Raw genomic sequence first — 21,406 nt, 5'->3', positions numbered from 1 at the left:
CCGTCAGCCGTCAGCCGTCAGCCGCTGCTCCAGGGCGGGTCCCACGTCACCCTGCCATCGCGGCGGTTTATCCTGCCGTGCCTGGGGTAGGCGGGGTCGTCGTCGTTCCATGAATTGTGGAACTCGCACAACAAGGTCAGGTTCTCTTGGTTGGTTTCACCACCGTCGGCCCAGGGGTGGATGTGGTGGACTTGGCACTCGTCGGCTGGTTTCCTACAGTTCGGCCAGGCACAGGTGGTGGTCTCCGCCTTGGCCATGTCCTTCTGCTTCGGTGAGGCGTGGCGCTGGTAGCGGTACTGGTTGACCGGGCCGCGCCTAGGGTCCACCAGCGTGGCCAGGCCCGCGTCCAACAAACATTGGCGGACGTAGTCGGCCCCGGTCATGGTTGTTCCGTTGGTCAGCTGCAGGGTGATCTCATCCCCATCACCGGCAAGGATTCTCACCCAGTCAGGAAGGGAGATGACCACGTGGGTGGCCTTCGGCTGCTTGTTCAGCCCGCCGCAAAACAAAGCCTCGACATCCGGGATGGTTTTAATTGAGGCCCAGAGGTGTTCCACCAGTTCCGGATCCCCGGTGACAGAAAAAGTACTCGGTCCGTCTTTGCGGCGGGTCACGCGCACGCCTTCGGCTGGTGGTGCCGGGCGGTTAAGTTCCAGGACTTTCTGGTTGGCTAGGCGTCTCAGCTGTGTGGTGGTGCCGGGGGTGTTGCACAGTTCGATGAGCATGGCCCAAGCCTCGCCCTTATTACGCACCCGGCGGAAAGCACTATCCAGGACCAGCAACGTATCCAGGTGGTGTCCCTGGGCGGCGGCCGCTTTCCTCGCGGGGCTTGCTTGCGCGTATACGTGGTGTGCCCGAAGAAGGTTTGGCAGGCACGGTAGTGCGCGGCCGCGGCCATGTCCGACATGACAGCCTTCAAGGCGGGCAGGTTCAGCTGGCGGCACAGGTCCAAATACTGGATCCCGTCCGCGAAGATGGAGTGTGCTGCTTTCAATGTGTCCATGGCTGTCGTTGCTGTCATGACCCACACGCTAGAAGCACCCGTCAACCCCCACAAGGGCAGAAAACCGAATCTGTGGATAACTCGCCCAAAAACGCCATTTTTGATGACGCGTCACCGCACCTGCCTGTGGATAACCCCGATTTCGGCGTCGCGGGAGTTGAATCCGTCACATCGCGGCGCGGGAATCTGTGGACAATTCCCGCCGCGGACGGGCGGGGAAGACCCATTCGGCGGCCAACCAGGACACGATGATGGAGCCGATGACCCACCACCAGTTGTAGAGCTGGTGGTTGCCGTCGCTGGAAAACGACACAGCCACGAAGACGGAGGCGCCGGTGGCGAGCTTGATGACCCACATCGGCGGGCGCGCCACGCCCACGAGCGAGATGACGGAGGCGTAGTACCACGGCAGCGTCACGGAGTTGAGGATGAACGCGACCTGGTAGGCGCCGGCGGTGCCCAGGACGGCATCGCGGATGCTGTTACGGGAAATCCACCACACCAGGATTAGTCCCAGCAGCATGAGGACCATCGACAGCGTGCGCATGATGCTCAGCACGCTGTTGTAGGAAATATCCGGGTTGAAGATCTGCACCAGCGGCGCGACGACGTCGGTGACCAGCGTCGGGCCGGCCAGCGGGTTGATGACCTTGGCGTTGCCGGTAATCTCTGACAGCCAGCCCCAGGAGGCCCCGGACGCCCAGGTAATGACGGCCACGACTGCGACGGTCTCGAGAACCATCACGGTGCCGGCCGCCACGAAGACGCCGAAGCGCTTCGCCACGCTGGAGGTTGCGCGCGGGGCGAAGTGGTGGACCATGATCCAGACGACGAAGGGCATTGCGATGAAGGCGGTCGCCTTCAGGGCCACGGCGGCGGCGATGAGCGCCAGCCCGGCCAGGAACTTGCGGCGCAGAGCCAGCAGCAGGCCCACGGAGACCAGGCCGACCATGACGGATTCGTTGTGCATGCCGGACACGAGGTGGAGCAGCATGACGGGGTTGGCCACGCCGAGCCAGAGCGCCATCGTGGGCGAGCCGCCGAGCTCCCGGGCGATCCGCGGCACCGACCAGGCAATCGCGGCGAAGCCGGCCAAGGAAATCAACTTGTAGACGAAGATCCCCACGGCGACGTTATCGCCGACCAGGGAAGTCACCCCGTCGCCAATCCACAGGTGCAGCGGACCGTACGGGGCGGTGGTGTTGCGCCAGTCCTGGGAGACCTCGAGCAGGAAGGGGCCGGGGTTGACCACCGGGCCTTCGGAATAGGGAGCGAAGCCGTCGCGGACCATGGCGCCTTGCATGAGGTAGGAATAGACGTCGCGCGAGGCCAGTGGCGCGGCGATGATCAGAGGCACGAGCCACCAGGTCAGCGTCCGGCGTACGGTGCCCAGCGCCCCCTCGCGGGCGGGCGCTACGGTTTCGCGGCCGAGGAGAATCCACGCGCCGACGAGGCAGAAGATGCCGATCCAAAACACCGCCATGCCGAGGTTTCGGCCGTGACCGTAGGCGAGGAAGCTCAGGTTGAGCGCCTCCAGCAGCCCGCCGCGGTTGCGGGTGGCGCCGCCGGAAAAGGACGCGAGGGCGAGCAGGATGGTCCCGGCGAGTCCGAGGCTCAGCGGGCGGGGTAGGCGGATAGTCAGTGGGGTCGTGGCCATGGCGGGGCGCTACTTCTGTCGGGCGGTGGCGCGGATGGCCAGGTCGTGCAGGGCGGAGGTGACCTTCTCGTCTACGCCGGCGGCGTGCAGGTGCTCCAGGCCGGATTCGGTCAGGGCGTCGATGCGCTCTTCGATGGCCTCGACCGCGCCGGAGTCCTGGATGATCTGCGACATCGTGGCGATATCGGCCGGGTCGTCGGTGGTGCCGACTAGGCGGCGCAGCGTGGCGGCCGCGGCGGGATCGGCCTGATCGGCGCGCTCCAGGGCCGTGGCCAGCAGGACGGTGCGTTTGCCCTCGCGCAGGTCGTCACCGGCCGGCTTGCCGGTGACGGAAGGGTCGCCGAAAACACCCAGCTGATCGTCGCGCAGCTGGAACGCGACGCCGATGTCGCGGCCGTAACCGCGGAAGGCATCGATAAGCGTGGGCGAGGCGCCGGCAATGGCGGCGCCCAGGTGGAGGGGGCGCTCGATGGTGTAGGCGGCGGTCTTGTAGCGGTTGACGGCATCGGCGAGCTCGACCGACTCGGAGCCGGTGGCCTCCAGGGTGATGTCGAGCAGCTGGCCGCCGATGACCTCGGTGCGCATGGCGCGCCACGGCTCGCGGGTGCGGGCCAAGGCGGCGGCGCTGAGGCCGGAGTCCTGCAGCATGTCCTCGGCCCAGGCCAGGGCCATGTCGCCGACGAGGATGGCGACGGACTCGCCGAAGAAGTCGGCATCTCCGTGCCACTGCGCTTGGCGATGCCTCCCCGCCACCGCGCGGTGCACCGTCGGCTTGCCGCGACGGGTGCTGGAGGCGTCGATGATGTCATCGTGGATGAGCGCGCAGGCCTGGATGAACTCCAGGGAAGAGGCGGCGCGGAGGACGGCCTGCGGATCCTCGTCGCCGTCCAGCCCGCCGGCGCCGATGAAACCGGCCCAGGCGTAGAGTGGGCGGATGCGCTTGCCGCCGCCAAGGACGAAATCCTCGAGGTAGGCGATGGAGCGGGTCACCGGCTCGCCGACGGAGCTCACTGCCGGCCGGCGTTCGGCCAAGAAGTCCGCGAGGGCAGCTCGGGCGGCGTCGGGGATCTGTTCTATCTGGGGAATATTGTCTGCGGTCACGCCTAGGTATCTTACCGGTCCTGGGTGTTGGTCCCGGGTTGCGCAACCGCCGGCAGCGGTAGTGGGGCGTAGAGAAGCGCAAACGGGCGGGAGTCGCCGGGGTAGCGGTGATGGCGCAACGCGTCCCGAAAGCCCAGCGAGCGGTAGAGGCCGAAGGCGGAGTTTCCCTCCTGGGGCACCTCCGGCGTCGAGAGTGCGACGTAGTCGGCGGCCACGTTCCAGAGCAGCTCCGTGATCAACCGGCGCCCGATGCCGTGGTTTTGCATGCCGGGGCGCACGTGCACCTCGGCGAGCTCGAAGTAGCTGCGCAGCAGCGCCCATTGCTGCTCGGTAGGGCCGCCCTTTTCGTAGAAGCCTCGGCGCAGCTGTCGGTCCCACCAGGTATCCGGCGAGCCGAGAAAGCCGTAGGCCAAGCCGACGATGCCGCTTTCGGTGGTGGCGACCACCGCGCTAAAGCCCGGGTGGGAAATCTCTCGGCGCCAGGCGTGGGTGCGGCTGACGCGGATGGAGTCGTCGTAGTCCATCGCCTCGATGTAGATCTCGACGAGTTGGGGCGCGAGCAGGGAAAACTCTTGCGGGCTGAGGCGACGGATGGAGATGTTCACGAATCTATCGAAACATGTTTGGCCCCGCGGCGGGGCAATTAGCCTCATTAAAGGTGTTCAAAATGGCCGCAGCGTGTTCGAAAAGAAAGCCTTAATCCTGCTTGAGGGGTTGTGTAATTCGAACACCTGAGCTACATTAAGGGGTGTGAGTCGGAGGTGTTCCTAGAGTTAACGGCAAGAGAAAAACAACGGCGCTCCCGCAAGCGGCAGCTTCGGAGGGAAGGTGAACGGACATGGCACACGTAATCTCGGCAACTGCACAGGCAACTAAGCGCACGTCGCGGGCCAGCGGCGTGGCGAAGCAACAGCATTTCCTGCGCCAAGCGCGGATGCTGATCGAGCAGGCGCGGGAATACGCGGCCGACGGGCGTCTGGAGGAGGCCCTCGAGGTCGCTTACCAGGCGGGGCTGCGTACGGCCGGCGCGCGGATCGCGGTCTCGGTGGTGGCGCGCCGCAAGCGCAAGCCGTCGAGCGCCTGGGACCAGCTGGCGCTCGTGAGTGCAGAGGGCAAGGAGTGGGCGCAGGAGTTTGGCCGGTATTCGAAGCTGCGCTCTCGGGTGTCCCTCGGGCTGGAGGACACGGTGGACGCGGAGACCGTGTTCGAGCTGATGGGCTTGTCCGCGCGCTTCATGGCGGCCACCCACGCGGCCGCGGTGGAATCCGATTTCGCCGCCTAGGGCTACCCCTTAGGGCTGCTGGAGCTTAAGTCGGGCGTTGTCTTTACGTTAGGATGGGGGAGGAATTGAGCCGGCGGGAACTAATTGTTTGGCGTTCGCGTTGAACACAGTGAAAGGCCGTCGTGAAGGGCCGGTTTAAGGCAGCGGTCCCTGAGGTTTATTGGAGGTACAGTGTCTCTTTCGGAGCAGGAACAGCGCGCGCTACGGGAGCTCGAGCAGCAGCTGTTGGCTGAGGACCCCAAGTTTGGTGCCTCTGTAGCCCAGGCCTCAGCCGGTTCCCCGAGCGGGGCTGTGACCCTGCGTGGCGTGGCGCTCGTGGTCGTCGGGCTGGTCATGCTGGTGGGTGGCGTGGCCCTGGCGCAGAACAGCCTGTGGTTCGTGGTCCTGTCGATCCTGGGCTTCCTCGTCATGTTCGGCGCGGGCATCTGGATGCTCCACGGTGGCGGGGCCACCGGCTCGAAGTCGGGCAAGAAGAAGTCGGGCTCCGGCCGGGGCGGCGCGGGGGTGTCGCGCTCCGGTGTTGGCTCGATGGGCAACAAGCTGGAAGAGAACTTCCGTCGTCGTTTCGAGGGCAACTAAAGGTAACTAAAGAACTGGTCGAAGCGGCCTAGCTTTTCAGCCTCTGGGAGAGATCTCGGGGGCTTTTTCTGTGCCTCCACACAATTCCCCACTTTCCCCCACGTTTGTCCCCACGGCGCCCGGCGAGGGGAGGGGAGCCTAGCGGTGGCTAGGCGAACGGGGTGGGAGGCGGAGCATTGGGCCAGCTAGCGGGCCCCAACTTGGCCCCGCGTTCCCAGTGGTGCTAAAGAATCCTGCGCTAAAAGAGGTGTCTAAGTGGCGTATGAGGTCTAAAAAACGCCGCGGCTGGGGATTTCTCCCCACTATTTTTATAGCCTCTGACCAGGGTAAATAGCGCTAGTGGGCGATAGGTCGGGTGCGGTGGGTGTTGAAAGTGGGAGAAAGTGGGGTAAAGTGGGGCGCAGCGGTGGAGAAGTGGAACTTTGAGACCGTGGAGAAATGTCGGAGTTATCGAGCCAAGGAAGGTGGACGCCGGGATGTTTCTCGGAACCTACACTCCGAAGCTTGATGACAAAGGACGCCTAACGCTTCCGGCTAAGTTTCGGGATGAGCTAGCTGGCGGACTGATGGTGACCAAGGGGCAGGACCACTCACTAGCGGTTTACCCGCGCGAGGAGTTTGCGGAACGAGCTCGAAAAGCAGCGGCCGTGTCCCGGACGAACCCAGCCGCCCGCGCATTCATCCGTAACTTGGCAGCGAGCGCCGATGAGCAACGCCCGGATGGGCATGGCCGTATTACGTTGTCCGCTGGACACCGCGAATACGCCAACCTTTCCAAAGAGTGCGTGGTTGTCGGGTCGGTGGATTTTCTCGAGATTTGGGACGCAGCCGCGTGGGCTGAGTACCAAGAGCAAACTGAAGACGCCTACTCGGCAGCGGACGCGGACGATGTCCTGTCCGGCCTGCTGTAGAAGGCAGTTCACAACTCAACAGAGTGCGTGTACGGACTCTGTCCGAAGTGGAGGAGCTGGTGTACTTCCCCGACATCAGAACCCATTTCGGGCAGGGCCCTATACGCACTTAATTTTTCCCGACAACCACCGCGGCCAACTCCAAGCAACTTCGTTTACGGAAAGGGGGCACCATGGGCTCGACTGAACAGAACAATCACGGCCACGTGCCCGTGATGCGTGAACGTATGGCTGAGCTTTTGGCGCCCGCCGTGGCCAAGGCTGAAGCCGAGACCCCGGCCGAGGCCGTCCTGGTGGATGGCACGCTGGGCGCGGGCGGCCACACGGAGTACTTCCTGGAGACTTTCCCGGAGGTGTCGGTAATCGGCGTGGACAGGGATGAGGCATCGTTGGCTGCGGCCCGCGAGCGCCTGGCCCGGTTCGGCGACCGTTTTGTGGGCGTGCAGGCGCGCTTCGACGAGGTGGGCGACGAGATCGCCCGGCCGACCACCCCGCACGCGGTTTTGGACAAGGCGCAGGAGTGCGGCATCGCGGGCGCGTTGTTCGACCTGGGGGTTTCTTCCATGCAGCTGGACCAGGTCGAGCGCGGCTTCGCCTACAGCCAGAACGCGCCGCTGGATATGCGGATGGATCCTAGCCAGGGGATAACCGCCGCGGACGTGCTCAACACGTATGACCACGGCAACCTGGTGCGCATCCTCAAGACCTACGGGGACGAGCGTTTCGCCGGAAAGATTGCCAGCGCCGTCGTGCGCGAGCGCGAGAAGGAACCCTTCCGTGACTCGGCGCGGCTCGTCGACCTGCTCTACGCCACCATCCCGGCGGCGACCCGGCGCACGGGCGGTCACCCGGCCAAGCGCACCTTCCAGGCACTGCGCGTGGAGGTCAACCGAGAGCTCGAGGCCATTGAGCAAGTCCTGCCGGTTATCACCGCGGCGCTGCGGGTCGGCGGCCGCGCGGTCTTTATGAGCTACCAGTCCCTGGAGGACCGCCTGGTCAAGCAGTACTTCAAGGAGCAGTCGACGTCGTCGACTCCGGAAGGGCTGCCGATGGACCTGCCGGGGACCGAACCGGACTACCGGGTGGCAACCCGCGGGGCGGAGAAGGCCTCGCAGGCGGAGATCGCGGAGAACCCGCGCGCCGCCTCGGTGCGGGTGCGGGCGCTGGAGCGAATATCCGGCACCCCGCAGCTGCTTTCCCCGGGAGGCACACCATGACCCAGGCCACGCGACGCACCACCCGCCCATACTCGACGAAGGGACACCGCTCCATGGGAGCTAGCCGAGATTTCACCACCGGAGAAGACACCGGAGCGGCCACCGCGCTGCTCGAGCGGGATAGCCGCCGCGGCACCCAGCGCACCGCCCGCACGCGCACCCCGGAACGCCGGGAGGTGCGCCCGCGGCGCAGCACCCACGGCACCACCAGCCCGCACGGGCCGCGCTACCAGCGCTTAGGCTCGCAGCAGGTGGTCTCCCAGCGCGGCCGCCGCCTGACGCCCATCAAGAAGAACTCGCTGTTCGCCCGCCTGTCGGCGGTGGCCATCGTGCTGCTCATCGGCGGGGTGTGCCTGGCGATGTGGCTGTCCGGCCTATCGACCTCCCAGACCTTCAAGATCCAGCAGCTCTCCGCGCAGGAATCGCAGCTGAGCAATCAGATTGAGACGCTGAACCGCGACCTAGAAAACGTCCGCTCTACCGCGGACGTGGCCCGCCGTGCCGCGGACGCGAACATGGGCGTGCCCACCAACCCGGGCGTCGTCGAGGTCGCCGAGGACGGCAAGGTGGAAGAAAAGCGCGCGGCGACGGATGAGCAGGAAGCCATCATCGACGTCAACGGTACGGCGATCCGCCCGGGCCGCGCCTCCAGCAACCCGGACGAAACGGAAGGCATGTCCGATAGTCTCAACGCGACGCCGGACGGGCATCGGTCGCTCCAGGCTGATTCCCAGCGCCAGGGCGAGGACCGCGGGCAGAACGCGGAATCGAATGCACCACGCGCGGACGAGTTACCGGATCTGCCGGTCCGCGCCCCGTATTCTGGAGCTGGGAATTAGCAGTTGCTTTGAGCAGCCGGGTGGTTGCCCCAAAGGAAATGAATAAGGCAGGTGACTTACCACCGTGACGTCACGGAATCCGGGATCGCGCCCGCACCGGCGGTATCGCGATACCGGCGCGCGGGTGGGGCAATCGGCACGCCAGCCGCGCGCTGGCGGCCGCAGCTACGCTACCGCCGCGGAGAAGATGCGGCCGGCTAGCACCCAACCGCAGGTCAAGAAGCTCTACAAGAACTCGCACATGATGTCCAAGCGCCTGCGGCTCATCATGGCTTTCCTGTTGGTGGGCATGCTGTTGCTGGTGGGGCGCCTGGCTTGGGTGCAGGTGGTCTGGGGGCCGGATCTGTCGGCCAAGGCCATGGAGCAGCGCTCCCGCGTCTACGTGGAGCCGGCCCGCCGCGGCGAGATCACCGATAGCGACGGGCAGCGCCTAGCCTATACCATGCAGGCCCGCTCCCTGACGGTCTCGCCGACGCGCCTGCGCAAGGAGCTGGAAGAGCAGTTCACCAACGAGCTGAGCGCTGAAGGTGCCAGCGGTGAGGACCTAGAGAAGAAGGCCGGCGAGGCCGTCGATGACCGCCTGAAGGAGATGTCCAAAGGCATCCCTAAGATGATTAAGGACGCCGGCGCCGAGGTCGGCAGCGTCGACGACAAGGAGATCCTCGACAAGCTGAAGGCAGACACCCAGTACGAGGTGCTGGTGCGCAACGTGGATCCGGACGTGGCCGTAGAAATCGCCGAGGAATACCACGGCGTGGCCGCCGACCACCAGGACATCCGCCAGTACCCGAACGGTGCCATCGCCGAGAACGTGATTGGCAAGGTCTCCATGGACGGCCAGGGCCAGTTCGGCCTGGAGGCCTCCGGGGACTCGACGCTGACGGGCATCGACGGGCGCAAGACCGAGGACGTCTCCACGGACGGGCAGCCCATCCCGGGCACCCTGCGCGATGAGGTCAACGCCGTCGACGGCGCCAACGTCCACCTGACGCTGGACCTAGACCTGCAGACCTTCGTGCAGCAGAAGCTGGAGAAGGCCAAGGCCAATTCGCAGGCCAAGTCCGCCGAGGCCGTGGTGCTGGATGCAGCCACCGGCGAGGTGCTCGCCATGGCGAACACGGACACCATCGACCCGAACGAAGACATAGAAAAGCAGGTCAAGGCCGGCAAGGGCTTCGAAAACCCGTCGATCTCCCACCCCTACGAGCCGGGCTCGGTTGCCAAGATTGTCACTGCCGCCGCGGCGATCGAGGAGGGCGTGACCACCCCGGAGGAGGTCCACCAGGTCCCCGGCTCCATCGACATGGCCGGCGTGACGGTCAACGACGCCTGGCAGCACGGCGTCGAGCCGTACACCACGGCCGGAATCTTCGGTAAGTCCTCCAACGTCGGCACGCTCATGCTGGCCGAGAAGCTGGGGGATAAGACCTTCTCGAAGTACCTCGAGGCCTTCGGGTTGGGCAACGCCAGCGGCATCGAGCTGCCGAACGAGTCTGGCGGGCTCGTGCCGGCCTTCGAACAGTGGTCCGGCGGCACCTTCGCCAACCTGCCGATCGGCCAGGGCATGTCTTGGACGACGCTGCAGATGGCGAGTGTCTACCAGACCATCGCGAACGAGGGCGAGCGCATTTCCCCGCGCATCATCAAGGACATCGAGGGCGAAAGCGGCGAGGACCGCATCCACTCCGAGCCGGAGAAGACCCAGGTCATCAGCCCGGACGCGGCGAAGACCACGCTGGACATGTTCCGGGCGGTCTTCCAGGAGGACCCGGCGGGCGTGCAGTCCGGCACGGCGCAGGGCGCGGGCATCGACGGCTACCAGCTGTCGGGCAAGACCGGCACGGCCCAGAAGGTCGACCCGAACACGGGGGCGTATTCTAATTCCGCCTACTGGATTACCTTCGCGGGCGTGGCCCCGGCGGATGACCCGCGCTTCGTGGTCGCCATCATGCTGGACGAGCCGAAATCGGGCGTTAACGACGACGGCTCCGGCGGGCAGTCTGCCGCGCCGGTGTTTAGCGACATCGCCAGCTGGCTGCTGAACCGAGACAACATACCCACCTCTCCGGAGGACAAGAAACTTACTTTGCGGGCGGAATAGGAGAAGATCACCATGGCACGTACGCTAGCGCGACTGGCGCAGTTGGCCGGCGGAAACCTGAGCGGCTCGCCGGAGACGGAGGTTAGCAGCATCGGACTGGACTCGCGCTCCATCGCCCCAGGCGGGATGTTCGCGGCCCTGCCCGGCCTGCACGCCCACGGCGCGCGTTTCGCCGCCGACACCCCGGCCGCGGCTGTGCTTACCGATGCCGCCGGCGCGGAGATCCTCGACGCGGCCGGCGACACGCGCCCCCGGCTGGTGGTCAAGGACATCCGCGCGGTGCTGGGAACTATCTCCGCCGAGATCTACGACCACCCGTCCGCGGACCTGACCATCCTGGGCGTTACCGGGACCTCCGGCAAGACCACCACCAGCTACCTGCTGGAGGCCGGGCTGCTGGCCGCCGGCTACCAGGTAGGCCTTATCGGCACCACCGGCACGCGCATCAACCGCACCCCGGTGCCCACGTCGCTGACCACCCCGGAAGCGCCCAAACTCCAAGAGCTTTTCGCGCAGATGCGCGACCAGGGGGTCACCCACGTGGTCATGGAGGTCTCCTCCCACGCCCTGGCACTGGGCCGCGTGAAGGGCACGCGCTTTGCCGTGGGTGGGTTTACCAACCTCTCGCAGGACCACCTCGACTTCCACCCGACCATGGAAGACTATTTCCTGACCAAGGCCCGCCTGTTCACCGAGCCCGAGGCTGCCGCGGCCGCGGTCATATGCGTCGACGATTCCTGGGGCCAGCGCCTGGTGGAGCTGTCCCGCGCGGCGGGCACGCCCACCGCGGAGGTCGCCACCGCCGAGCAGGCCGTAACAACCAACGCGGGCAAGGTAATTTCCGCCCACCACACCGCGGTGGAACCGACCGGCGAGCAGCACGGTGTGCTGAGCCTGGAGGGCAAGGACTACGAGTTCACGGTCCCGCTGCCGGGCAAGTTCAACGTGGCCAACGCCGCCCTGGCAGCCGGGATGGCCGCCGCGGCCGGAGTGGACGTGGAGGCCTTCCTGCAGGGCGTGGCCGGCGTCGCGGTACCGGGACGCATGCAGCGCGTGGACTGTGGGCAGGATTTCGTGGCCGTGGTCGACTACGCCCACAAGCCGGCGGCCGTGGCCGCGGTCTTGGACACGCTGCGCGAGCAGATCCGGACCTCCGAGCACCCGGAGGGGCGCATCGGCATTGTCATCGGCGCCGGTGGCGACCGCGACTCTTCGAAGCGCCCGCTGATGGGGCAGGCGGCGGCCAGCCGCGCCGACTACGTCGCGGTCACCGACGACAACCCCCGCACCGAGGACCCGGCTCCCATCCGCGCGGCCGTGCTGGCCGGCGCGCGGGAGGCCGCCGCCGAGCGCGACGACGAGGTCACCCTGGCCGAATACCCCTCCCGCGCCGCGGCCATCGACGCGGCCATCCAGTGGGCACAGCCTGGCGATGCGATTATCGTGGTAGGCAAAGGCCACGAAGTCGGCCAAATCGTGGGGGACACGGTCCACCACTTTGACGACCGGGAAGAGGTACAGCGCGCACTGGAAACTAAGGCCTCCGGCAGCACGCCGGCGGGGAAGGAAGAAGCATGATTGAGCTAACGCTAAAAGAGATAGCCGAGATAACCGGCGGCTACCTGGACGAGGTCGATGACCCGCAGGCTCAGGTCACCAGCTTCGTCGAATTCGATTCGCGCAAGATCACCCCGGGCGGGCTGTTTTTGGCCCTGCCCGGCGCCCGCGTCGACGGGCACGACTACGCCCGCGCGGCCGTCGATCAGGGGGCGGTGGCCGTGCTGGCCGCCCGCCCCGTGGGCGTTCCGGCGATCGTCGTCGAACCCACCGGCCGCGTCGAGGGCGACGGCGCCAACGCCGATATCTACGCCCACGACGCCGACGGATCTGCCGCCGCCGTCGTCCGCGCACTCTCGACCCTGGCTCGGGCGGTCACCCGCCGGCTGGCCGACCACGGCAACCTGACCATCGTCGGAGTGACCGGCTCGGCCGGCAAGACCTCGACCAAGGACCTGATGGCGGCGATCTTCCACTGCGCGGGCGAGACCGTCGCCCCGCCCGGCTCCTTCAACAACGAGGTCGGACACCCCTACACCGCGCTGCGGTGCGACTGGCAGACCAAGTACCTGGTCGCGGAGATGTCGGCGCGCGGCATCGGCCACATCCGCAACCTGGCCGACATCGCCCGCCCGACCATCGGGGCGGTACTCAACGTTGGCTCGGCCCACCTGGGCGAGTTCGGCTCCCGCGAAAACATCGCCCAGGCCAAGGGCGAACTCGTCGAGGCCCTGCCGGCCGCAAACGACGGCGGGGTAGCGGTGCTCAACGCCGACGACTCCTTCGTCGCCGCCATGGCCAAGCGCACCGAGGCCAAGGTCGTCTACTATTCCGCGGCCAACCCGCCGGCGCCGGAGGCTGACTACACCGCCACCGACGTCGAGCTCGACGATGTCGCGCGCGCCGCGTTTACCCTCCACTCGCCGAACGCCGCCCCGCAGCGCATCAAGCTGCAGGTCTTCGGCGTCCACCAGGTCTCCAACGCCCTGGCGGCGGCCGCCTCGGCCATCGAGTCGGGGATCCCGGCGGAGAAGGTCGCCGCGGCGCTGAGCGGGCACCGGAACGCCTCCGCGAACCGGATGGATGTCTACAGCCGCCCGGACGGGGTCACCATCATCAACGACTCCTACAACGCCAACCCGGACTCCATGCGCGCGGCCATCGCGGCGCTGGGGTACACCACCGCGGCGCGCCCAGACGCCCGGGCGATCGCGGTCTTGGGCGAGATGGGCGAGCTGGGCGCGGAAGCCGAACACGCCCACCAGCAGCTGGGCGCGGAGCTGGCGAAGTACAACGTGGACCGGCTGATCATCGTCGGTGATTCCCCGGCCTGCCGGGCGCTGGCCGCCGCGGCCGCCGACCGCGGGATCACCACGACCGTCGGGGCGGACCACGCGCAGGCCGCCCAGCTGGTCGAGGAAACCCTGCGGACCCCGCCCGCTGCGGTGGAGCAATGGTCGCAGCGCGCAGCGAAAGACGTGGTGCTCATCAAGGCCTCGAACGCCCAACAGCTGTGGCGGGTAGCCGCAACCTTAAAGGGCGAGGGCTAGAACCACCTCGATAAGATAAGCTCGCGCAGAATTTCTTCAGACTGCTCTTTGTTGTATTAGAAGGACCACGTTCACAGTGACCCAAATTATTGTCTCCGGCGTAATTAGCTTTATCGTCGCGATTTTCTTCACCCCCTGGCTGATCCGGTATTTCTCCCACGCCGGCAAGGGGCAGGAGATCCGCGAAGACGGCCCCAAGTCGCACCTGCGCAAACGCGGGACCCCGACCATGGGCGGACTGGCGATCCTGGCCGGCATCGTCGTGGCCTACCTGACCACGGGCCTCTACGGGGTCATCTCCGGCAAGGGCGGATTCACGGTCTCCGGCGTCCTGGTCTTGGGCTTGACCCTTGGGCTCGGCGGGCTGGGCTTCGCGGATGACTTCATCAAGCTGTTCAAAGCCCGCAACCTGGGCCTGAACAAGAAGGCCAAGCTCATCGGGCAGCTCGCGCTGGCCCTGGCCTTCGGCTTCCTGGCGCTGCAGTTCCCGGACGAGAACGGGTTGACCCCGGCGTCGACGAAGCTATCGATGTTCCGGGAGATCGACACCTTCGATATCGCCGTCGGCGGCGCCGTCATTGGCACCATCGTCTTTTTGGTGTTCATGTATATCCTCATTGCGGCCTGGTCGAACGCGGTAAACCTCACCGACGGCCAGGATGGGCTGGCGGCCGGCACGACCGCCTTCGTGATGGGCGCCTACAGCCTGATTACCTTCTGGCAGTTCCGCAACGCCTGCGGCGCCGACCACGCCGCCGGCTGCTACGAGGTCCGCGACCCGCTGGACCTGGCCATCCTGGCTGCGGCCGGGCTGGGCGGCTGCCTGGGCTTTCTGTGGTGGAACGCCGCCCCGGCCAAGATCTTCATGGGGGACACGGGCTCCCTGGCGCTCGGCGGCTTGGTCGCGGGCATCTCCGTGACCACCCACACCGAGCTGCTGATGATCATCATCGGCTCCCTGTTCGTGGTGGAGGCGGCCTCCGTGGTCATCCAGGTCGCCGTCTTCAAGACCACCGGCAAGCGCTTTTTCCGCATGGCGCCCATCCACCACCACTTCGAAAACGGCGGCTGGCCGGAGACCTCCGTGGTCATCCGCTTCTGGCTGCTGGCCGGCATGGCCGCCATGCTGGGCGTGGCCCTGTTCTACGCGGACTGGCTGACCGCCGCGGGCATCGGAATCTAGAAACTGAAGATAGAGGTTAGGAGCCTTCGAAAACACCATGACTTTGCACACGGCGCGTAGTCTGCCCGCGGACCTGGCCCAGGCCTGCCGGGTGCTGGTAGCGGGCGCGGGCGTATCCGGGCGGGGGTGTGCCCGGGTCCTGGACCGCCTGAACTTCGCGGTCACGATCGTCGACGACAACCCGCAGGCGCGGGAGACCGCGCTGGACGATTGCGGGGCGCGCGCGGCCGGGCTCAGCACCGAGCAGGCCACGGCCATCGCCGGCGACGGACAAATCGACCTGGTGGTAACCTCCCCGGGCTGGCGCCCGGACTCGCCGCTGCTGGAGGCCTACCGGGCTGCCGGCGTCGAGGTCATCGGTGACGTCGAGCTGGCCTACCGCTTGGACGCGGCCGGCACCTTCGGGCCGGCCCGCCAGTGGCTGGTCATCACCGGCACCAACGGCAAGACCACGACCACCGGCATGCTGGCGGCTATCATGCAAGCGGATGGTGCCCGCACCGGCCGCCGCGCGGTGCCGGTGGGCAACATCGGGGTCTCCGTCTTCGACGCCATCCAGGACAACGATCGCGTCGACGTGCTGGTCGCTGAGCTGTCCTCCTTCCAGCTGCACTGGGCCAGCCAGCTGCGCCCGGACGTGGGCGTGCTGCTGAACCTGGCCGAGGACCACCTGGACTGGCACGGCAGCTTCGACAACTACGCCGCCGACAAAGCCAAGGTCATGCACGGCGGTATCGCCATCGCCGGCGCGGACGACGCGCACGTGATGGAACTGGTCTCTCGGGCCCGCCAAGCCGGGGACCTGGCGCCGCAGGTCTATTCCTTTACCTCCCAGACCCCGCAGGCCGGGCAGGTCGGCGTGGAAGGCGGGCGGATTATCGCCCGCCTAGACGGCGAGGACCACGACTTGGTCTCTGCCGATGGGGTAGAGCCGGCCGGTCTGGCCGGCGTCTTGGACGCGTGTGCTGCCGCCGCGGCCGGTCTGGCCGCCGGAGCGAGCCGCGAGGCCGTCGAGGCGGGCCTGGCGGCCTACCACGTCGCCGGCCACCGAGGCGCGGTCGTCCACCGCCACGGTGGGGTCAGCTTCATCGACAACTCCAAGGCCACCAACCCGCACGCCGCCGACGCCGCCCTGGAGGGCCTCGACCGGGTCATTTGGCTGGCCGGCGGGCAGCTCAAGGGCGCCGACGTCAGCGAGCTGGTTTCCACCCACGCTGACCAGCTCAAAGCCGCGGTCGTGCTGGGCCAGGACCGGGGGCTGGTGGCGCGGGCGCTCCAGGGCCACGCCCCACAGGTTCCCGTCACCGTCCTCGACCAGCAGGACCCGCAGGCGGCCATGGATGCCGCGGTGGCTGCGGCCTGGCAACACGCCGAGGCGGGGGATACCGTACTTTTGGCCCCGGCTGCGGCATCGTTAGACATGTACACCGGGATGGCACAGCGCGGCGATTTCTTCGCCGCGGCGGCGCGTACCGTCACGGAACAATCGGATCACCGTCCCACGCCGGATGACGGAGAAGATAACGAGGAGAAGCCAGCGCGATGACCTCCACAACGCAGAAGTCAGCCAAGCCCGGGCAGCGGGTGGCCAATTTCCTCGAGCGTCGCCACGAGCAGATGAACAAGTGGCCGGGGCTGGACTATCTGATGTTGCGGATCATCATCTTCCTGCTCGTCGGCATCGGCGTGACGATGGTCTTTTCTTCCTCCATGGCCGAGTCCCTCGTGGAATCCGGACTGGTCTGGGGCCAGGCGCTGCGCCAGTCCGCGATGGTCCTGGTCGGCCTGCTGGCGTTCTGGGTGGCGCTGAAGATCCCGCCGCGCGCCATGCGCTGGGCCATCCCGTGGATCCTTTTGCTGTCCATCGTGTTGCTGATCCTGGTGCTCATCCCGGGGGTGGGTACCGGCCGCGCGGAGGTCGGCTCCCAGTCGTGGATCATCTTGGGTCCCATTTCCCTGCAGCCCTCGGAGCTGGCGCGCGTAGCCATCGGCCTGTTCGGCGCCTCGGCGCTGGCCAATAAGCAGCACCGCCCGAAGGACCTGTTGGATCCGTTTATGGTCTACTCCGCCATCGCGGGCCTGATGTTTCTGCTGATTATCCTCCAGGGCGACCTGGGCATGGCCATGTCCTTCGCCGTGGTGGTCGTGTTTACCCTGTTCTTCGCCGGCGTGGACTGGCGCGTGGTCGCCTCCATTATCGGGCTGGCCGTGGCGGGTGTGATCTTCGTCTTCCTGTCGGGCGGTTTCCGCTCGCACCGTTTCCACACCTACTTCGACGCGCTGGTGGGCAACATCCAGGACACCCAGGGCACCGGCTTCCAGGCCTACCAGGGCTTCCTCTCGCTGGCCGACGGCGGCGTCGCGGGCGTGGGCATCGGCCAGTCCCGCGCCAAGTGGTTCTACCTGCCGGAGGCGAAAAACGACTTCATCTTCGCCGTGGTGGGCGAGGAGCTCGGCCTGTGGGGCGGTGCGCTGGTCATCGTGCTTTTCGCCCTGCTGGGATTCTTTGGTATCCGCACCGCCCTGCGCGCGCAGAACCAGTTCCACGCCCTCATGGCGGCGACCCTGACCACCGGCGTGGTGGCCCAAGCCTACTTCAACATCGGCTACGTCGTCGGCCTGCTGCCGGTGACCGGCATCCAGCTGCCGATGATCTCGGCCGGCGGTACCGCGGCGATCATCACCATCGGCTCCATGGGCCTGTTGTGCAACGTGGCCCGGCATGAGCCGGAGGCGGTCTCGGCGATGCGCAACTACGGGCGTCCGCTCTTCGACCGTCTGTTCTTCATCGCGGAGCCGGAGCCGGCCGATGCCGCCCCGCGCGGCGGCCGTCGCCGCGCCGACGGTTCGGGCGCGCCCTGGGACCGCCGCCCCGAGCACCCGGGTGCTAGCCCCCAAAGGCGGGGAAGTGCCCGCAGACAGCAGCAGCGCGAGGAGCGTTTCGGCTCCCCGGTGACCGGGCGGACCCGCCCGGTGCGCTCCACGCCGCGCGGGCAGGATTCCACCGGGCGCGGCGGGGACAGGAACCCGCGCCGGCGCTGGTAGCCTGTAGTTCATGAATTCAAAGCCTTTATCCGTCGTCGTCGCTGGTGGCGGCACTGCCGGACACATTGAGCCGGCCCTGGCTGTGGCCGCTGTCCTGCAGCGCGATTACGGCGCCCGTATTACCGCTCTGGGCACCCAGAAGGGGCTGGAGAGCGATCTCATTCCCGCCCGCGGGGTCGATCTGGAGATGATCACCCCGGTCCCGATCCCGCGCAAGCTCAGCCTGGACTTGCTGAAGCTGCCGTACCGCCTGGTGCGTTCCGTGCTGGAAGCTCGCAAGGTTCTCAAGAAGGTGGACGCGGATGCCGTCTTCGGCACCGGCGGCTACGTCGCCGCGCCGGCCTACCTGGCCGCGGCCAGCCACCACCTGCCCTTCTACGTTTTGGAGACCAATGCGCTGGCGGGCCTGGCCAATAAGCTGGGCGTCAAGCTAGGCGGCATCGGCTTCAACGCCCAACCGAATTCGGGCATGCCGGGCGAGCAGGTCGGCATTCCGGTGCGACCGGAACTGGGCAACGATCCGGAGGCCGCCGCCCGCGGGCGCGAGCTCTGGGGCCTGCGCGAGGGTATTCCCACTATCCTGGTCACCGGCGGCTCCCAGGGCGCGGCCAGCATTAACCGCGCCGTGGCCGAGGTGAAGTCCTCCTGGTCCGGGGAGTTCCAGGTCCTGCACGCCGTCGGCAAGAAGAACGTGCTGCCCGAGTCGAGCGAGGGCTATGTGCCGGTGCCGTACATCGACGACATGTCCGCGGCCCTGGCGGTGGCGGATCTGGCGGTCTGCCGCTCCGGGGCAATGACGGTCGCGGAGGTTTCCGCCGCCGGCGTGCCCGTCATCTACGTGCCGCTGCCACACGGCAACGGCGAGCAGGCCCTCAACTCGAAGGACGTGGTGGCCGCCGGCGCGGCCGTCCAGGTTCCCGATGCCGAGCTAGACGGCGCCCGCCTCGACCGCGAGATCCGCACCATCCTGGGCGACGAGGAGCGCCTCCAGGCCATGCGCACGGCGGTCGCCGACAGCGCGGCCGGCGGCGCAGCCCAGCGCCTAGCCGACCACATCGCTACCGCTATCCGAGAAGCCAAGGAGGAATCCTAGTGGGCCCCGAAACCACCCCCGACGCAGTCAACCTCGACCGGGTCCACCTCGTGGGCATCGGCGGCGCCGGCATGTCCGGCCTGGCCCGGATCCTCCTGGCCCGGGGCAGCGCCGTATCCGGCTCGGACCAGAAGGAATCCACCGCCGTGGAGGTCCTGCGCACCCTCGGTGCGAAAATCTCGGTCGGCCACGCGGCGGAGAACCTGCGGCTTTCCGGCGCTGAGCCGACCGCCGTGGTCACCTCCTTCGCCGCTATCCCGCAGGACAACCCGGAGCTGGTCGCCGCGCGGGAGGCCGGTATCCCGGTCATCCGCCGCTCCGATCTGCTGGGCGAGCTCATGGAGGGCTACACCCAGGTGCTGCTGGCCGGCACCCACGGCAAGACTTCGACGACCTCGATGACGGTCAACGCGCTACAGCAGGCCGGGGAGGACCCGTCCTTCGCCATCGGCGGCCAACTCAACCGGGCCGGTACAAACGCGCACCACGGCACCGGCAAGGCCTTCGTGGCCGAAGCCGACGAGTCGGACGCGTCCCTCCTGCGCTACCGCCCGGACGTGGCGGTGGTGACCAATATCGAGCCCGATCACCTCGACTTCTTCGGCACCCCGGAGGCCTATTTCCAGGTCTTCGAGGACTTCGCCGACCGGATCACCCCGACCGGGCACCTGGTGGTCTGCCTGGAGGACGAGCACGCGGCCCAGATGGGGCAGCGCGCCGCCCAGCGCGGCATCGACGTGCTGGGTTACGGCACCCCCGCTGCGGTGGAGCGCTCCCCGGAGATCCTCGCCGGCGCGGTGATTTCTACCGAGGAGGCCACGGCGGAGGGCACCCGCGTGACCGTCCATCTGGACGTGGCGGGGCACTCGGTGGGCCTGGACTACCTGCTGCAGGTCCCCGGGCACCACATGGTGCTCAACTCGGCGGCGGCCTTGGTGGCCGGCACGCTGGCGGGCGCGGACCCGCACAAGCTGGCCGACGGGCTCAGCGACTTCACGGGCGTGCGCCGGCGCTTCGAGCACCGCGGGACCGTCGAGGCGGGGCTTAAGGGCCAGGAGCCGGTCGAGGTCTTCGACGACTACGCGCACCACCCGACGGAGGTCGCCGCGGTCCTGCGCGCCGCCCGCGAGCGGGTGGAAGCTACCACCCGCGCCGGCCGCGTGGTGGTCTGCTTCCAGCCGCACCTGTACTCGCGCACCATGAAATTCCAGCAGGAATTCGCCGACGCGCTGAGCCTGGCGGACGTGGCGGTGGTGCTGGACATCTACGGCGCCCGCGAGCAACCGGTGGAAGGGATCACCTCCCGGATTATCACCGACAAGATCCCCGCGGGCACCGAGGTCTTCTACGAGCCGGACTTTTCCGCGGCGGCGGCCAGCGTGGTCGCAGCCGTGCAGCCGGGCGACTTGGTGCTGACCATGGGCGCTGGCTCGGTCACCCTGGTGGCCGCGGAGATCCTGGCTGGGCTGGAGCAGCGTTTCCGATGAGGGGCAAGCTAGTACTTTCGGTGGCAGGGGCGCTGGTAGCGGTGGTGGTCATAGCCGCCGCCGTGGTGTGGTTCTTTCCTGTGTTCAAGGCCCAGGATTTCGAGCTCAACGGGGCCAGTCAGGTCACGGAGGAAGAGGTCCGCGAGGCCTCGGGGATCGCCGAGGGCAGCAACCTGATGCGCCTGGACGCGCACGCGGCCGCCGAGGGCGTGGCCACGCTGCCGTGGGTCAAATCCGCGACGGTGGGCCGCTCCCTGCCCGGCACGGTGCAGGTGGACATCACGGAGCGGGAGGCCGTGGCCTTCCTGCGCGAGGGCGATGGCACGCACCTGATCGACTCGGCGGGCAAGGAGTTCGTCGTCGCCGAGCCGCCGGAAGGCGCCGTGGAGATCGATAGCAATCAGGAGGCCGGCTTGGTTGACGCCGTCGAGATCCTGGCGGCCCTGTCGCAGGACCAGCGCGCGCAGGTCGAAAAGCTCAGCATGGACGAGAAGTACTCGGCGACGTTGCACCTGGCGGAGGGGCGCACCGTCGTCTGGGGTGCGAATGACGACAACGCGGACAAGGCCCGCGCGTTTTCCGCCGTGCTGCAGATGGACGGTACCCATTGGAATATCACTAACCCCGAGTTGGTGACCAAGCGCGATTAGCGCCGGAAAAATTCGCGACTTCGCGCCCCTGCCAGATTGCCGTATGGTGGGGGCGTCAACTGCATAAAAGCCCATGTCAGCAACCCTAAAGTAGAGGTTGAGGGTACCGACACGCGGGCAAATGAACACGTAAATTACACGTGTGTCAGTG

General features: G+C 67.2%; 18 protein-coding genes. 14 read left to right on the top strand and 4 right to left on the bottom strand.

Annotated features, from left to right (window positions below; genetic code table 11):
- Window positions 1-17: 17 nt before the first annotated feature.
- The 4 genes from CCONF_RS07960 to CCONF_RS07945 form a co-directional block, all read right to left on the bottom strand.
- A complete protein-coding gene (locus tag CCONF_RS07960; RefSeq protein ID WP_290222477.1) occupies window positions 18-752 on the bottom strand; it encodes an HNH endonuclease signature motif containing protein in 735 nt (244 codons plus the stop codon).
- Between the two features lie 417 nt (window positions 753-1,169).
- Window positions 1,170-2,660 carry an alpha-(1->6)-mannopyranosyltransferase A gene (locus tag CCONF_RS07955; RefSeq protein WP_290222475.1) on the bottom strand — a complete coding sequence of 497 codons (1,491 nt, stop codon included), beginning with the start codon at window positions 2,658-2,660 and terminating at the stop codon, window positions 1,170-1,172.
- Window positions 2,661-2,669: 9 nt separating this feature from the next.
- Window positions 2,670-3,761: a polyprenyl synthetase family protein gene (locus tag CCONF_RS07950; protein ID WP_290222473.1), complete on the bottom strand. Its 1,092-nt coding sequence runs from the start codon at window positions 3,759-3,761 to the stop codon at window positions 2,670-2,672.
- A gap of 11 nt (window positions 3,762-3,772) precedes the next feature.
- On the bottom strand, window positions 3,773-4,366 hold the full coding sequence (locus CCONF_RS07945) for a GNAT family N-acetyltransferase (protein ID WP_290222469.1): 594 nt from the start codon (window positions 4,364-4,366) through the stop codon (window positions 3,773-3,775).
- Window positions 4,367-4,599: 233 nt separating this feature from the next.
- Here CCONF_RS07945 and CCONF_RS07940 point away from each other — a divergent pair, with 233 nt between their 5' ends.
- The 14 genes from CCONF_RS07940 to CCONF_RS07875 all read left to right on the top strand — a co-directional run bounded on the left by CCONF_RS07940 (window position 4,600) and on the right by CCONF_RS07875 (window position 21,255).
- A complete protein-coding gene (locus CCONF_RS07940) occupies window positions 4,600-5,043 on the top strand; it encodes an SAV_6107 family HEPN domain-containing protein (RefSeq protein WP_290222467.1) in 444 nt (147 codons plus the stop codon).
- 171 nt (window positions 5,044-5,214) lie between these two features.
- Complete coding sequence (locus CCONF_RS07935; RefSeq protein WP_290222465.1) at window positions 5,215-5,622, top strand: DUF3040 domain-containing protein; 408 nt, start codon at window positions 5,215-5,217, stop codon at window positions 5,620-5,622.
- Between the two features lie 476 nt (window positions 5,623-6,098).
- Window positions 6,099-6,533, top strand: a complete 435-nt coding sequence (gene mraZ / locus CCONF_RS07930) for a division/cell wall cluster transcriptional repressor MraZ (RefSeq protein WP_290222463.1) — start codon at window positions 6,099-6,101, stop codon at window positions 6,531-6,533.
- 173 nt (window positions 6,534-6,706) lie between these two features.
- The gene (gene rsmH, locus CCONF_RS07925; protein ID WP_290222459.1) at window positions 6,707-7,750 is read left to right on the top strand and encodes a 16S rRNA (cytosine(1402)-N(4))-methyltransferase RsmH; all 1,044 of its coding nucleotides are present in this window, start codon (window positions 6,707-6,709) and stop codon (window positions 7,748-7,750) included.
- Window positions 7,747-8,589 (top strand): cell division protein FtsL, encoded by an 843-nt coding sequence (ftsL, locus tag CCONF_RS07920; protein WP_290222457.1) that lies wholly within the window; start codon window positions 7,747-7,749, stop codon window positions 8,587-8,589. Before rsmH ends, ftsL begins: the two co-directional genes overlap by 4 nt.
- 241 nt (window positions 8,590-8,830) lie before the next feature.
- A complete protein-coding gene (locus CCONF_RS07915) occupies window positions 8,831-10,690 on the top strand; it encodes a peptidoglycan D,D-transpeptidase FtsI family protein (RefSeq protein ID WP_435384102.1) in 1,860 nt (619 codons plus the stop codon).
- A 12-nt stretch (window positions 10,691-10,702) separates the two neighbouring features.
- The gene (locus tag CCONF_RS07910) at window positions 10,703-12,268 is read left to right on the top strand and encodes a UDP-N-acetylmuramoyl-L-alanyl-D-glutamate--2,6-diaminopimelate ligase (protein ID WP_290222455.1); all 1,566 of its coding nucleotides are present in this window, start codon (window positions 10,703-10,705) and stop codon (window positions 12,266-12,268) included.
- Window positions 12,265-13,797 (top strand): UDP-N-acetylmuramoyl-tripeptide--D-alanyl-D-alanine ligase, encoded by a 1,533-nt coding sequence (locus CCONF_RS07905; RefSeq protein ID WP_290222452.1) that lies wholly within the window; start codon window positions 12,265-12,267, stop codon window positions 13,795-13,797. Before CCONF_RS07910 ends, CCONF_RS07905 begins: the two co-directional genes overlap by 4 nt.
- Before the next feature lie 76 nt (window positions 13,798-13,873).
- Window positions 13,874-14,980, top strand: a complete 1,107-nt coding sequence (gene mraY, locus CCONF_RS07900; RefSeq protein WP_290222450.1) for a phospho-N-acetylmuramoyl-pentapeptide-transferase — start codon at window positions 13,874-13,876, stop codon at window positions 14,978-14,980.
- A gap of 37 nt (window positions 14,981-15,017) precedes the next feature.
- Window positions 15,018-16,526: a UDP-N-acetylmuramoyl-L-alanine--D-glutamate ligase gene (murD, locus tag CCONF_RS07895; protein ID WP_290222448.1), complete on the top strand. Its 1,509-nt coding sequence runs from the start codon at window positions 15,018-15,020 to the stop codon at window positions 16,524-16,526.
- Window positions 16,523-18,025 carry an FtsW/RodA/SpoVE family cell cycle protein gene (locus tag CCONF_RS07890; RefSeq protein ID WP_290222447.1) on the top strand — a complete coding sequence of 501 codons (1,503 nt, stop codon included), beginning with the start codon at window positions 16,523-16,525 and terminating at the stop codon, window positions 18,023-18,025. Before murD ends, CCONF_RS07890 begins: the two co-directional genes overlap by 4 nt.
- 10 nt (window positions 18,026-18,035) lie before the next feature.
- Window positions 18,036-19,118 (top strand): undecaprenyldiphospho-muramoylpentapeptide beta-N-acetylglucosaminyltransferase, encoded by a 1,083-nt coding sequence (gene murG / locus CCONF_RS07885; RefSeq protein WP_290222445.1) that lies wholly within the window; start codon window positions 18,036-18,038, stop codon window positions 19,116-19,118.
- Between the two features lie 71 nt (window positions 19,119-19,189).
- Window positions 19,190-20,605, top strand: coding sequence for a UDP-N-acetylmuramate--L-alanine ligase (gene murC, locus CCONF_RS07880; RefSeq protein ID WP_435384101.1), 1,416 nt, complete (start codon window positions 19,190-19,192; stop codon window positions 20,603-20,605).
- Window positions 20,602-21,255 carry a cell division protein FtsQ/DivIB gene (locus CCONF_RS07875; RefSeq protein ID WP_290222442.1) on the top strand — a complete coding sequence of 218 codons (654 nt, stop codon included), beginning with the start codon at window positions 20,602-20,604 and terminating at the stop codon, window positions 21,253-21,255. Before murC ends, CCONF_RS07875 begins: the two co-directional genes overlap by 4 nt.
- Window positions 21,256-21,406 lie beyond the last annotated feature (151 nt).

Origin of the sequence: Corynebacterium confusum (assembly GCF_030408715.1) — a bacterium.
Taxonomy (GTDB): Bacteria; Actinomycetota; Actinomycetes; order Mycobacteriales; family Mycobacteriaceae; genus Corynebacterium; species Corynebacterium confusum.
The sequence above is the reverse complement of the archived record's forward strand: the minus strand, read 5'-3'. Positions and strand labels throughout refer to the sequence as shown.

Bases quoted from the DNA above. Each gene is read 5' to 3' on its own strand.
- CCONF_RS07955 (WP_290222475.1), bottom strand. From the start codon at position 2,660: ATGGCCACGACCCCACTGACTATCCGCCTACCCCGCCCGCTGAGCCTC.
- CCONF_RS07940 (WP_290222467.1), top strand. From the start codon at position 4,600: ATGGCACACGTAATCTCGGCAACTGCACAGGCAACTAAGCGCACGTCG.
- mraZ (WP_290222463.1), top strand. From the start codon at position 6,099: ATGTTTCTCGGAACCTACACTCCGAAGCTTGATGACAAAGGACGCCTA.
- rsmH (WP_290222459.1), top strand. From the start codon at position 6,707: ATGGGCTCGACTGAACAGAACAATCACGGCCACGTGCCCGTGATGCGT.
- ftsL (WP_290222457.1), top strand. From the start codon at position 7,747: ATGACCCAGGCCACGCGACGCACCACCCGCCCATACTCGACGAAGGGA.
- CCONF_RS07915 (WP_435384102.1), top strand. From the start codon at position 8,831: ATGATGTCCAAGCGCCTGCGGCTCATCATGGCTTTCCTGTTGGTGGGC.
- CCONF_RS07910 (WP_290222455.1), top strand. From the start codon at position 10,703: ATGGCACGTACGCTAGCGCGACTGGCGCAGTTGGCCGGCGGAAACCTG.
- CCONF_RS07905 (WP_290222452.1), top strand. From the start codon at position 12,265: ATGATTGAGCTAACGCTAAAAGAGATAGCCGAGATAACCGGCGGCTAC.
- murD (WP_290222448.1), top strand. From the start codon at position 15,018: ATGACTTTGCACACGGCGCGTAGTCTGCCCGCGGACCTGGCCCAGGCC.
- CCONF_RS07890 (WP_290222447.1), top strand. From the start codon at position 16,523: ATGACCTCCACAACGCAGAAGTCAGCCAAGCCCGGGCAGCGGGTGGCC.
- murG (WP_290222445.1), top strand. From the start codon at position 18,036: ATGAATTCAAAGCCTTTATCCGTCGTCGTCGCTGGTGGCGGCACTGCC.
- murC (WP_435384101.1), top strand. From the start codon at position 19,190: ATGTCCGGCCTGGCCCGGATCCTCCTGGCCCGGGGCAGCGCCGTATCC.
- CCONF_RS07875 (WP_290222442.1), top strand. From the start codon at position 20,602: ATGAGGGGCAAGCTAGTACTTTCGGTGGCAGGGGCGCTGGTAGCGGTG.